Source organism: Priestia sp. TRM10 (assembly GCF_057808375.1).
On record NZ_JBJZOT010000015.1, the window covers coordinates 114754 to 126932 of the forward strand.

Annotated in this window: 11 protein-coding genes and 3 pseudogenes; 3 read left to right on the forward strand and 11 right to left on the reverse strand. The window is 34.3% G+C overall.

Features of this window, described 5'->3' with window-relative positions; genetic code table 11:
- Positions 1 to 70: 70 nt before the first annotated feature.
- A pseudogene (locus tag ACK3CR_RS17380) lies at positions 71 to 187 on the reverse strand (IS6 family transposase); the annotation flags it as partial.
- Positions 188 to 611: 424 nt separating this feature from the next.
- Here ACK3CR_RS17380 and ACK3CR_RS17385 point away from each other — a divergent pair.
- Positions 612 to 1037, forward strand: coding sequence for a hypothetical protein (locus ACK3CR_RS17385; RefSeq protein ID WP_243519330.1), 426 nt, complete (start codon positions 612 to 614; stop codon positions 1035 to 1037).
- 323 nt (positions 1038 to 1360) lie between these two features.
- Entirely contained in the window at positions 1361 to 1780 is a 420-nt protein-coding gene (locus tag ACK3CR_RS17390; protein ID WP_268586285.1) for a hypothetical protein, read from the forward strand.
- Between the two features lie 272 nt (positions 1781 to 2052).
- Here ACK3CR_RS17390 and ACK3CR_RS17395 read toward each other — a convergent pair.
- From ACK3CR_RS17395 to ACK3CR_RS17410, 4 genes and pseudogenes are all read right to left on the reverse strand, one after another.
- Positions 2053 to 2250, reverse strand: a pseudogene (locus ACK3CR_RS17395) (VOC family protein); the annotation flags it as partial.
- Between the two features lie 95 nt (positions 2251 to 2345).
- Entirely contained in the window at positions 2346 to 3146 is an 801-nt protein-coding gene (locus tag ACK3CR_RS17400; protein WP_243519328.1) for an SDR family oxidoreductase, read from the reverse strand.
- A 188-nt stretch (positions 3147 to 3334) separates the two neighbouring features.
- A complete protein-coding gene (locus ACK3CR_RS17405; RefSeq protein ID WP_243519326.1) occupies positions 3335 to 3718 on the reverse strand; it encodes a VOC family protein in 384 nt (127 codons plus the stop codon).
- Positions 3719 to 3838: 120 nt separating this feature from the next.
- Entirely contained in the window at positions 3839 to 4402 is a 564-nt protein-coding gene (locus ACK3CR_RS17410) for a dihydrofolate reductase family protein (RefSeq protein WP_488975843.1), read from the reverse strand.
- Positions 4403 to 4756: 354 nt separating this feature from the next.
- Here ACK3CR_RS17410 and ACK3CR_RS17415 point away from each other — a divergent pair, with 354 nt between their 5' ends.
- On the forward strand, positions 4757 to 5230 hold the full coding sequence (locus ACK3CR_RS17415) for a DUF2975 domain-containing protein (RefSeq protein ID WP_019392406.1): 474 nt from the start codon (positions 4757 to 4759) through the stop codon (positions 5228 to 5230).
- A gap of 234 nt (positions 5231 to 5464) precedes the next feature.
- Here the strand turns inward: ACK3CR_RS17415 and ACK3CR_RS17420 are convergent.
- The 6 genes and pseudogenes from ACK3CR_RS17420 to ACK3CR_RS17445 all read right to left on the reverse strand — a co-directional run bounded on the left by ACK3CR_RS17420 (position 5465) and on the right by ACK3CR_RS17445 (position 12168).
- Positions 5465 to 6478 (reverse strand): annotated as a pseudogene (locus tag ACK3CR_RS17420) (IS1595 family transposase).
- A gap of 309 nt (positions 6479 to 6787) precedes the next feature.
- Complete coding sequence (locus tag ACK3CR_RS17425; RefSeq protein ID WP_488975844.1) at positions 6788 to 8218, reverse strand: sugar porter family MFS transporter; 1431 nt, start codon at positions 8216 to 8218, stop codon at positions 6788 to 6790.
- An 83-nt stretch (positions 8219 to 8301) separates the two neighbouring features.
- Positions 8302 to 9246, reverse strand: coding sequence for a sugar phosphate isomerase/epimerase family protein (locus tag ACK3CR_RS17430; RefSeq protein ID WP_488976205.1), 945 nt, complete (start codon positions 9244 to 9246; stop codon positions 8302 to 8304).
- 18 nt (positions 9247 to 9264) lie between these two features.
- Positions 9265 to 10053, reverse strand: a complete 789-nt coding sequence (locus tag ACK3CR_RS17435) for an SDR family NAD(P)-dependent oxidoreductase (RefSeq protein ID WP_488975845.1) — start codon at positions 10051 to 10053, stop codon at positions 9265 to 9267.
- A 93-nt stretch (positions 10054 to 10146) separates the two neighbouring features.
- The gene (locus ACK3CR_RS17440) at positions 10147 to 11178 is read right to left on the reverse strand and encodes a LacI family DNA-binding transcriptional regulator (RefSeq protein WP_488975846.1); all 1032 of its coding nucleotides are present in this window, start codon (positions 11176 to 11178) and stop codon (positions 10147 to 10149) included.
- A 423-nt stretch (positions 11179 to 11601) separates the two neighbouring features.
- Positions 11602 to 12168: an RBBP9/YdeN family alpha/beta hydrolase gene (locus ACK3CR_RS17445; RefSeq protein ID WP_328124654.1), complete on the reverse strand. Its 567-nt coding sequence runs from the start codon at positions 12166 to 12168 to the stop codon at positions 11602 to 11604.
- Between the last annotated feature and the right edge of the window lie 11 nt (positions 12169 to 12179).

Consider the following 12179-nt stretch of genomic DNA (forward strand, 5'->3'; position numbering starts at 1 on the left):
CAAATTACATTTTACCATGAGCAGTTAATAAAAATTTGTTCTTGTACAAAAACTTCAATGTAGCCAGATTCTCCATCATTTCCATCGAACTACGAAAGCTCAAGTGGTATCGTAGGTACCATCCAACCTTTAATAACATAATACCATGCTGATAGAGCTTCCTTTTGAACAAATTTTCCTTTTCCATACCGATCATATACCTTTTTTAGAGTAATAGTCCCAGTATGTCCAAGATTTAGAGATTACTTATAACGGCTCTGAAGCTTTTGCCCCAGAGCTAATTCTTTTTCATATAAAATTGAAGTTTATATATTCTAAATAAATGACCGTGGAGCATTCGTAAGAGTATACCTAAAGGAAAAGAAATATTATGTTAACTGAATTTGTATAAGTATGTATGTCTCTAATATCTCGTTCAATAACCTATATTTCTGCTGTTTTTTGCATTATCCTTAAATGTCAAGGTAACCAAAATCCCAAAATAACAAGTCTTTTATTACAAAACAACAAATAGAAAAAATCAGGTATAACCTCTCATGAAAGGATATGTATAATATGTTAAAATTTTTAGAAATATCAAAATATAAAAATATAAAAAAAGAGAGGTAATTATGAAGAAAATTAAAATGTTGGTCATGTCATTAATTGTTGCGTTATTCGTCCCTTCTTCTGTATTTGCAAATACTGCTCCGCAATATGGTAGCGGTGATTGGGATTCTCTAGGAAGCGATGAATTTACCAATCAAAGTAAGATCTTTCTATCAGGCGGAGGTGACTTTAAAATGTGTCTCAGTTCTAATAGTCAACCAGGCTATTATCAGTTATTTGAAGAAGATCCATATAATCCAGATGATGAAGTAATATCTAATGGTGTTAAAGGTACCTACTTTAAAACAGCAGGTACAGATAGTAATGATTTTGATTCAAACGGCTGTCATGTCTTTAAAAATATCGGTAATTATGTCGATGGTGATCAAGCCGAATTCTATCTTGCAAAATACTCTGGCGGAAATTCCGTTGTAACAGCCTGGGATTGATTTATACTACTCAAAGAGAATGAGAGTAATTGGTCATTAGAATGCTTCCTAAAACAGTTGTTATAGGAAGCATTCTAATTCTTTTCATTGACGATAAACTTCCTCATATTAGCTAGATTTGTATAGAGTATGCATATCTCTAATATCTCATTCAATAGCCTATATTTCTGATGTTTTTCGTATTAACCTTAAATGTCAGGGTAACCAAAACCCCAAAATAGCAAACCTTTTATTACAAAACAACAATGGGAAAAAATCAGATATAACTTCTTACAGAACGAATGTGTTAAAAATTTCAAAAACATAAAAAAAGAGAGGTAATTATGAAAAAAATTAAAGTGTTGGTCATGTCATTGATTGTTGCGTTATTCGTCCCTTCTTCTGTATTTGCAAATACTGTTCCACAATATGGTAGCGGCGATTGGGATTCTCTAGGGAGCGATGAATTTACCAACCAAAGTAAAATCTTTCTATCAGGTGGAGGCGATTTTAAAATTTGTCTCAGCTCTAATAGTCAATCAGGCTTTTATCAGTTATATGAAGAAGATCCATATAACCGAGATGATGCAGTATATTCTAATGGTATTAGAGGTCTCTATTATAAAACAGCAGGTAGTAATGATTTTGATTCAAATGGTTGTCATGTCTTTAAAAATATCAGTCATTATGTCGATGGTGATCAAGCCGAATTTTATCTTGCAAAATACTCTGGCGGAAATTCCGTTGTAACAGCCTGGGATTGATTTATACAGGGCAATTGACCATTAGCATGCTTCCTAGAACGATTGTTATAGGAACATTATCTAATCCTTTTCATTGCCGATACTCCTTGTAATGTAAAAAATTAGATATTATAAAGTAAGACAGAGCTTCCACACCAAGGAAGTTCTGTCTTTTTTAGTAAACTGTGTTAGGAATAGAAACAATTTAAAGATGGAGTTTTGTTATTTTTCGCCTCTACAGAAGCTCCAATTTGCTGAACTTTACTATGCTATTTGGTATAGGACAACTCCTACTCGTTACCATCAAAATCTGTTACGAAAAAGTTACCTTGAACAGCATAGCAACATGTTGTATCCATTTCTCCTCGAGCGAAAAATCCGTCTTTCTCTAATCGCAACTGATGAGCTTCTATTTGTTCGCACATCTTAACTTGAAAACCGAAATGATTAACTTGGTTTCCTTCTACTTTATTACGAACATTTAAGGTGAATAGGGGTACAGACAATATTTTGAAAATTTTGTATGATAAGCAATTTAAAACTAAAAAAGCCGATTTCCTCTAATAGAACTGACTTTTTGTTTCACTTATCTTTTAAACCCACCCTCTGAATGGATAATTTGACCTGTAATCCAATCCGCTTCATTACTCACTAGAAACTTTATCGTTTTTGCAACATCTTTTGGTTCACCTATCCTACCGAAAGGAAACAATGGTTTTAGGTGACTTTTAATCGGTTCTGTCATCCACCCAGTATCAGTTGGTCCTGGATTTATGGCATTGACGGTTATTCCCAAAGGGGCAAGTTCTGCCGATAACGTAATAGTTAAAGCGTCAACAGCACCTTTTGTCGTTGCATAGGCTAATTCGCCAGGCATTGGTCCTTGAAATTGACCGGAAGTAAGATTGACGATTCTCCCTCCCCTGTTCTTATTAAACTGTTGAGCAAATTGAATACTTAGAAGTGTTGTCGCACGAACATTTACCATATAATGTTTATCTAATTCTTCTGCAGTTAAGGTAGAAAACTCGGTATTGGTTGAGAATACTGCGTTATTAATTAAGATATCTGGATGACCAAGTTCTTTGATAACTCTATTTAAAAGTTTTTCAGGTGCATCAGAATGAGATAAATCTAGCTCCATACATGACACTCTGACCCCTTTTTTCCCGAGCTCTTCTTTTAATATCATTGGCTCATCTAATTCAAAATCCCAAGGCATTTCTTTATCATAATCTGTCCAATAAGTAAAAAATATATGATATCCTGTTTCGGCTAACTCTCTACAAACAGCAGCCCCGATACCTTTTAGACGACTTGCTCCTGTTATAATCGCAATCTTTTCTTTTAAGTGATTCATTAAAATTTCCTCCCTAGAAGGACGCATGGATAAGGTCAACGGGAGATATAGTTGTTCCCAAATAAAAAGGACAGATATAAAAACAGTATCTATCCTCTAACAAGGGGGAGAGTCCAAACTATGCAGTCCTTGTAAGATTATAGTTGGTCTAATAAGAATGTAGAATCGTTCTCTTTCCCCTTTACAGGATGCGCACCAAATCCTATTCAATAAAGTTACTTCTGAGCTATCTGAATAAGGTTGCCGCATGTATCATCAAAGACAGCCAGTGTAACTTCGCCCATTTTTGTCGGCTCCATAGTAAACTTCACGCCTTGTTCCATTAATCGTTTGTACTCTTTATGAACATCTGTAACACCAAACATTGTTGCTGGAATGCCTTCATCAAATATCTTTTTTTGATACTCTCTAGCAGCTGGATGGACATTCGGTTCGAGCAAGAGCTCTGTACCGTCTTGATCATTAGGAGAAACTAGCGTTATCCACCTAAATTCACCGGCGGGAACGTCCTCCTTTTTTACAAAACCCAGCGTTTCTGAATAAAATTCTAGTGCCTTGTCTTGATCTTGTACAAATATACTGGTAACTATGATTTTCATACTGTTTTTGCCTCCTTTAAAATTTGCGACGAATCGATTTCTGCTACATACATGAAAAGATGTTGCTGTAGTTTTAAAAACTCTATTATTAAGAATTCAAGTCTTCCATATTATTAATTCCTATTTATTATGATAGATTAGTTGCACAACACCAGAGGAGAACGTTCTTGTATTAACCACTTTTAAATTCAACCTTTTTTTTATATCAATAAACAACGGTTTTCCTTCTCCCAAAATAACAGGGTGCACAGATAATCTAAATTCATCCACAAGCCCTAAATTGATAAATGTTGTAATTAGACTCCCTCCGCCATATAGCCAGATGTCTTTACCAGGCTTATTCTTTAATTTATTTACTTCTTCAACAATGTTATCATTTATAAATATTGCTTTATTATCAGTCCCTTTTTGCGTTCTGGAAAACACATATTTTTCTTTACTATGAACTAATTCCCAAAGTTCTTTTTCATTTTCAGTATCTTCAATTCCTGGAGTAAATTGTCCCCATAAATCGTAGCTTTTTCTTCCATATAAAATAGTATCAATTTGATTTAAAAAATTAATAAATCCCATTTCAGAATCCATGATGCACCAATCAATTTCCCCATTTTCCCCTTCAATAAAACCATCTAAAGTAACTGCTAAATCTAAAATTATTCTTCTTGATTTTACATTATTGGACATCCTTTTCTCTCCCTATAATCATTTAGGTATTGTTTCTTCCACCAAATTTTTTATATTTTCATTATTTACAACCTTTATTTTTGAATAGAGCTACTAATTTTACCAAACTAGCACATACCTATAGTTTAAGTGCAATTTCCTTCAAATACCATACTATCATTTCTATTAAGTATTCAATTTCCCTTAAGATTCTTCCTCCATTAAATGGCCCAATGACTGAAGTATGATTCCCACATATAATTAAATTAATATTTAAATAGCAATAATAATATAATAAAAAACAAAATAAATTTATTGATAAACGATAATAAATATACTAAAATCATATTATCATAAATCAGTGAGGTGCTTTAAATGCGTGTTAAACTAGGTTCAACTTTTTTCTTAAGAGTCGTTGCTTTTCTTATTGGAATTGCGGTACTTGCTGTGTGTATATATTGGTTACCTCAAGCAGCTATAAGAGATGCGAAAGTGCGTCCAGGAGATTACTCGATATATCCATTGTTAGTATGTGCGTATGGAATATGCATTACGTTTTCTGTTGCTTTGTATCAAGCATTTAAACTATTGAGCTATATCGATAAAAATAACGCTTTTTACGAGTTATCCCTTAAATCCTTGAAGGTTATAAAAAAATGTGCTTTTACAATCATTTTCTTCATTTTGTTAGGAATAGTTTACTTAAGGGTACATTCTTATTTCACAGGTGATGACTCAGCAGGTCCGAGAGCACTAGGTCTAATAGGGATTTTAGCAACAGCTATCATCGCTGCCATTGTGGATGTACTTCAAAAGCCATTAAAAAATATCCTAGGAAAAAAGAAATAAAAATGTGAGGTGTTTATTTTGAAAGTATAATAACTTTTTTCCCTATTTAGTTAAATGGGCCTTTTGTTGAATAATGGCACCTTCTAAATTGTGTATAAATATAAGCTTTTTACGATTTGATTTTGAAAAATAATTCAATAATATTAATAATCATACTGCCAGAATACACATTAGTTAAATGCCAGAAACAGTCATTCAATATTTAAGTAAAACTTAAAATTTTCAGAGGTGATATTAGTTTGTTCTAAGTGTCTCTACTGTGAAATAGTTGGATTTTTGGCAAACTGAAATAAACATTTGCTCTATTCGATTTTCAAATGCTAACTTTTTATGTGACTCAAGCCAACTGTACCAGTAGAGGTAATTGTCTAAATATTGTGTTCCAACGCCTTGAAAACGTTCCATCCATCCTTTTAAACGACGGTGAAAATTATTAACGTGCTGTATGTGGAGGATTGCTTTCTTAACTCGTTTATTTTGATTTAGATTAACTGTTTCGTGCTTTAGTTTTTTTAATATTGCATACTTTTTATAATTGGTAGCTGTATTAGTGCATAGCAAAGAAGTAGGTTCTATACATTCCCCGAAAACCGCATCAATTTCTTCAGCTTTTACACGACCTATTCCTGCTACCCTTGCAAAAATATTACATATTACCAGTACGATCTAATGCAACAACTACAGTAATTTTTAGGTTTGAGATTCCTCTTTTTTCATCTTCTTCTCCGCGTTTTTTGGACTTTCGATGTGTAAATTGACGCCCTTTTAATGACTCTCTAAAAAATGTTTCATCACTTTCTACAATACCGGATAACTGATTAAATCCGTGACTTCCTAATGCATTCAAAACTTTATGTCTCCAGTAAAATGCAGTAGATATATGGATGTTTAATTGTTCAGCTATTTTAGGCAATGTTAATCCGTTTATCATCATTTCAATGTATTTCATCCATTTGTCAGGGTAACGGGAACCCGAGAATGGCGTATTTGTCATATCATTGAATGTTCTTCCGCAATCCTTACATAAATATCTTTGTCGGGAACGATATTTACCATTACGTTTAACAGCAGTGCTGCCGCAATGAAGACATCCCAAACCAGACGAAAAACGAGATTCTCTTATATTCGTAAGTAATTTGTCTACTTTATATAAACTCTTTGGAAATAAATCTTGTTGCATCGCCTTAAAAAGTGCCAACTGATTTTTTTATCTAATTTACTGAAATCTTCATAAACATATCTCCACATTTTGAATACCTCCTTGAAACCACTGCATTATATTCAACAATAATCTGTACTTTCAAGTGAGCAACAATCTATACGATAACAGCCCTAATAAAAAAGAATCCTTTGCTTATCAGGAGCAAAGGATTCTTAAATTTATACAGATAAGGGAATACGTTATTAGTTTATCCAATGTTTTAGATTGCTATACATATATATTTTATAGATTGAGTTTAAATGGAAGTATAACAAGAACGTTTACGGTAAATTCAAATATGCTTTATATTTTAAAGAAAAGATTTGTGGCTAAAACTCATAATTGAATAGTATTCCCTATTTCATGTGAGTTTCTGCATGATTAGAGTCCACATTCCTGTGTGAGGTGTCATCATAATAAGTACGAAAAGACATTTCAATTTCTTCAAGTGTACGTCCCTTAGTTTCAGGTAAGAACTTTGCCATTAAGAAGATTGATATACAACCTATTCCTGCAAACATAAGAAATGTTGATGACAACCCCATTTTGTCAAGCATAATGGGGAATAATAGACCAATTACAAAGTTTGTCATCCAAAGAAAAAATACGCTAATCCCCATCCCGAAACCTCTTAAACGTAATGGGAAAATTTCAGATAGTGAAACCCATAATACGGGTCCAATGGCTCCCTGCATAAAGGCAAGAAATGTAACAGTTAATATTAGCATCACATATGGAAGTACCTCAGATGATTTCACTGTAAATGAGAGAATTCCAATGAGTAGAAGAGTCAGTGTAGTTCCTGTTAAACCGGTTAACATCATAGAGCGACGTCCAACTCTACCAAGGAGCCAGATCCCAACAATAGTGGCTAACACTGAAATGATACCGTTTGCAATATTTCCAATTAATGCTGCTGATGTTCCAAAACCTGCTTGCCTAAGAATTTCAGTTCCATAGTACATAATAGAGTTAACCCCAGTAGCTTGTGTAACAAAGGAGATAGCAATCCCTAGAAATATAATACGACGCATCCAAGGAACAGCAATATCTTTAAAAGAGGCTTCTTTCAATCCAGATTCTTTAGCTACAGCTATTTCAATTTCTTTAAGTTCAGCTTGTGCTTGCTCCTCTAGTCGTATCTTACGAAGAACACTTAATGCTTCCTCATTTCTACCCCTTTTTACAAGCCAACGCGGACTTTCTGGTACTTTCATCATTCCAAAAAATAGAAAAATGGCTGGAACAGCTGCGATGCCTAACATGTAACGCCAAATGCCTACGCCATCCATCATATTTCCAAGAATAGCATTAAAGACAAAGGCTAATAATTGTCCGCCTACAATCATTAATTCATTGCGAGTAACCATACGCCCCCTTCGATCAGAAGGCGACATTTCAGCTATAAATGTGGGAACAGCTACGGATGCTCCACCTACAGCCATACCTAGTAAGAAACGGAAAATGACCATCCCTATTACACTTGGAGAGAAAGTACACCCAATAGTTGAAATAAAGAATAAAATTGACAGGAAAAGAATATTTTTACGACGCCCAATTCCATCTGAGAGTCGACCACCAAATATAGCACCTATTGCAGCGCCTAGAAGAAGAATACTAGTAATAAGACCTTCTGTGAATGAAGTTAACTTAAAATCATCCGACATATAGGGCAGAGCTCCATTAATCACCCCTGTATCATAACCAAAGAGGAGTCCTCCGAAAGTCGAGACTAAAACAATTGTACTCAAAAATGACATGTGATTTTGGTTAACTGATTTATTCATGTCCATGTCCCTTTCCTGTTTAATAGTATTTGATTCAGGAAAATACTAAAGATCACTTTTAATAGAATGTAGCGCTTTTTTTCTTAATCAAAATCCTTAGGTAGAGCTTCCTTTAATACAGAGGTCGATTTTTTTAAAGCAACAAGTGGGTCCATCGTTAAATCTTCCATTTCTAGGCTGACTGTTCCATCGTAACCAACCATACTGAGCACAGAAAAGAATTCCTTCCACCAACTAACATCATGGCCATGACCTAGTGCTACATAATTCCAAGAACGATTTACAAAATTATCAATCGTTTTTGTATCTAGCACACCCTCTATATCAACCAATCCTCTTTCAATGCGTGTGTCCTTAGCATGAACATGATATATAGCTGTTCCTAAGGTTCTTAATGCCTTAATAGGGTCTCCTCCCATCCACATAAGGTGGCTAGGATCAAAGTTCATTCCAATCATGTCCCCTACATGATTTCTTAGTTTAAAGAGTGTTTCTGGATTATAAACGAGTTGAGAACCATGATTTTCTAACGCAATTCTCTCTATACCATGTTCTTTTGCTCTTTTCACGTTTTCTTCCCAATAGGGTAATGCTACCTCATTCCATTGCCAATTTAATATTTCAACATTAACTGGTGGCCAACTAGTTGTAATCCAGTTTGCCGTTGTCTCTTCTGGCCCTCCTCCTGGAAGTCCCGACATCATATTTATCGTTTTTATCCCTAGTAATTCTGCGAGTCTAAACGTTTTTTCTACAACGATTTGATGTTCTTGTCCTTCTTCATTTGGAGCTAACTGATTACCTGAACAATTCAGAGCTTCAATTGAGAGTCCCCTTTCTTTTAAAACGCTTACAAATTTATCACGTTGGATAGAGCTTTCTAGTAGACTATCTAAATCAACATGTGGCGCCTTAGACCAATTCCCACAAGCAAACTCCAAAGTTTCATACCCTAACGATACGGCAGTATCAGCCACCTCTTCAAGAGACATAAAATCTAAACAATCTGTTACTAAACTCATTCTCATCATAAAAACCCCTTTTTCTTAGATTAATGTTTTTCCACCAGCAATTGTCATAGCAGTCCCTGTAATATAGTTAGCACTCTCACTACTTAGAAACAGCATCAAATCTGCAATTTCACTAGGCTTTGCTAACCTTCTCATAGGAACTTGACTTGTTAAGATCTCTTCATACTCTGCTGGTGCTTTACCTTCAATCAAGCTTCTTTTCTTGAAAACCTCTTGTAACATTTCAGTATCTACAAAACCAGGACAAACTGCATTTACTGAAATTCCGTATTGAGCCAGTTCGAGAGCAAGTACTTGGGTTAATGAGTTGACTCCGGCTTTTGAAGCACAATATGCGCCATTTCCTAACTCTCCAACTTTCGAGGCTTGTGAAGAAATAGAAACGATCTTTCCGTTTTTTACATCATTTTTAATCATATTCTTTCCCACAGCCTTACTTAGTAAATAAATAGATTTTAAATTGACATTAAAGACTGCGTCCCATTCCGCTTCTTCAATGTCTAGAATTAACCTAGAAGTAGAGATACCAGCGCAGTTTGCTAGAATATCAATTTTTGTAAATTCTGACTCGACCTCCTTTATTGCCTCATTAATCTCTTTTGATGAAGTTACATTTACTACAAGAGGTAATACGGTTGCTCCTAAAGATGTCATTTCTTTTGCAGTTGCTTCAACCATTTCTTTATTTAAATCCATTAATACAACATTAGCTCCTTTCTCAGCATATTTGGTGGCTAACGCCTTTCCTATCCCTCTTGCAGCCCCTGTAATAATACAAGTCTTTCCCGTTAAGTTTTTCTCCATAGTGTGTCATCCTTTTCTCAGTATTTTCATAGAATTAATTTTACGCATACGTATGCGTAAAATGGTAAAAAATATATAGAAGGTGGAATAAATTCAAAGATTTATTCCACACGATTCTCTAATAACTAAAGTAGGACTAATTTCAAGTTTTTGCTTTAAGTCAGAATCTGTTGATTTTAATTTTTCAATTAAACGCTTACATGTTAAAGCCGCGATTTCTTTAGTAGGCTGACACACAGTAGTAAGGTACGGCCTATAGAAGGTGCATAGTTCGATATCATCAAATCCTACAACTGCTATATCTTCTGGAACATTAATGCCACATTCTTTTAATGCCAATATGGCTCCCAAAGCCATCAGATCATTTTGAACAAAGATAGCCGTAACATCTTTTAGCTTCTTTATATTATTCTTTATAACTTGGTAACCTGACGGAAATGTCGTATCTCCGTAAAATACCATCTTTTTATCATACTGAAGGTTATGATCGCGTAGAGATGCTTTAAATCCCTCTGTCCTTAGGTCAAACTCACTACCTATATGGTTTGCCGAAATACTTATTATATTTTCGTGCCCCTGTTTAAGCAGATGATCAGTAGCTATATATCCACCCTTAAATTGATCAACACATACAAAATCTACATCTCTTGTTTTATAAAAGGACGGAAGATACTTGCAAAAGATAAAAGGAATATTCGTTTCTTCTAAAATCGTTATGGTTTCATCATCTAAAGAGGGCTCTAAAATGATAAGTCCATCTACTTTTTTGGCTGTGATAAGTCTCTTAATGTTATTCTGTTTTGTAAATCTGTTCTCAAAAAAGGAAACCATAACATCAAATTCCATTCGTTCTAAACTTTCTATTAGTTCGTTCTGCCATGACCTAAAATGCATTTCCCCTTCAAAATCAAACAAACTTTTAGGGAGGATTACACCAATTGTATACGTTTTATTGGCGCTTAAGCTCCTTGCATGCGCGTTGAATTGAAAACCATGTTCCTGTGCAATTTTTAATATCCTTTTCTTGGTTTTCTCTGAAATCATCGGACTGTCATTTAAACATCTCGATACTGTGGATTGACTTACATTCGCGATTTTCGCAATATCTTTTGTAGTGATTGCCATAATAGCTTCATGCCTCTTTTGCTTTATTTTACGCATACGAATGCATAAAAACATAGATGGATTTGAAATATCCAAACTTTTCAGGTTAGGATATTTCAATACGCTAAAAACGTGACCTATCTAATAACTAAAGTTCAAGAATACTACTAGAAATCTCTGTACCCTATTGTCATACTACCCTTTAATTTTACGCATACGTATGTGTTTGTTTTTAATCATATAATATTTAGAATGTTTAGTCAACAATTAGTCCTAATTAGTATTATAAGGAGCTTTTTACTACCTAAAATGCACATTATGTGAACTAAGTTCATATAATGTGCATTCATTTGATTATTGGAGACCTTATTCAAAAATCGGGCCAGATTGTTTCGGAACATTTTTTAGTTTTAAGGTGTCACGAAAAGGTGACACCCCTATTCTTTATACCGTTTTCATCATATTATTTAAAACATCATGAACCAATGGGAAAGTAAAGAACCCATCATCTTCTAGAAAATGACCACCCTTTTCAACGGGATAAAAGGATGTATCCAATTGTTTTGATAAACTTTGACTCAATTGAAAAGGAACAATAGAGTCATTTTTTGCAGCGATAATAGCACGTGAATGAGTTGCGGAAATTATTTTTTTATAATCCACTTTTTTAGCTGTAAAAGGATTTAGTGAAGGTAAGGATGATAAGGATTCAGAAAAGCCAGAAACAAGAATAAACCCTCCAAAGCTTGGTAATGGATCTAATTGTTCTAGGTAGTTCAATAGTGTAATAGACCCCAAGCTATGTGTTACAAAATAAGTATTGTGATCTACATTCTTTATGTTATTAGCTAATGTTTCCAACCATTCTTCTTTCTTGGGATCAGACGAATTTGGCATGTGAAGAACGGAAACTTGATGATCATCTGCTACTAATTTTTCTTTTAACCACGGAAACCAATGATTAGTTGGTGAAGCGCCGTATCCGTGAATAATGTATACTTGTTTTCCCACTGCTCCTCTTC

Coding starts and splice junctions, on each gene's coding strand:
- ACK3CR_RS17385 (WP_243519330.1), top strand. CDS start 612: ATGAAGAAAATTAAAATGTTGGTCATGTCATTAATTGTTGCGTTATTC.
- ACK3CR_RS17400 (WP_243519328.1), bottom strand. CDS start 3,146: ATGCGTCCTTCTAGGGAGGAAATTTTAATGAATCACTTAAAAGAAAAG.
- ACK3CR_RS17440 (WP_488975846.1), bottom strand. CDS start 11,178: ATGGCAATCACTACAAAAGATATTGCGAAAATCGCGAATGTAAGTCAA.
- ACK3CR_RS17390 (WP_268586285.1), top strand. CDS start 1,361: ATGAAAAAAATTAAAGTGTTGGTCATGTCATTGATTGTTGCGTTATTC.
- ACK3CR_RS17430 (WP_488976205.1), bottom strand. CDS start 9,246: ATGAGAATGAGTTTAGTAACAGATTGTTTAGATTTTATGTCTCTTGAA.
- ACK3CR_RS17405 (WP_243519326.1), bottom strand. CDS start 3,718: ATGAAAATCATAGTTACCAGTATATTTGTACAAGATCAAGACAAGGCA.
- ACK3CR_RS17410 (WP_488975843.1), bottom strand. CDS start 4,402: ATGTCCAATAATGTAAAATCAAGAAGAATAATTTTAGATTTAGCAGTT.
- ACK3CR_RS17435 (WP_488975845.1), bottom strand. CDS start 10,053: ATGGAGAAAAACTTAACGGGAAAGACTTGTATTATTACAGGGGCTGCA.
- ACK3CR_RS17425 (WP_488975844.1), bottom strand. CDS start 8,218: ATGAATAAATCAGTTAACCAAAATCACATGTCATTTTTGAGTACAATT.
- ACK3CR_RS17415 (WP_019392406.1), top strand. CDS start 4,757: ATGCGTGTTAAACTAGGTTCAACTTTTTTCTTAAGAGTCGTTGCTTTT.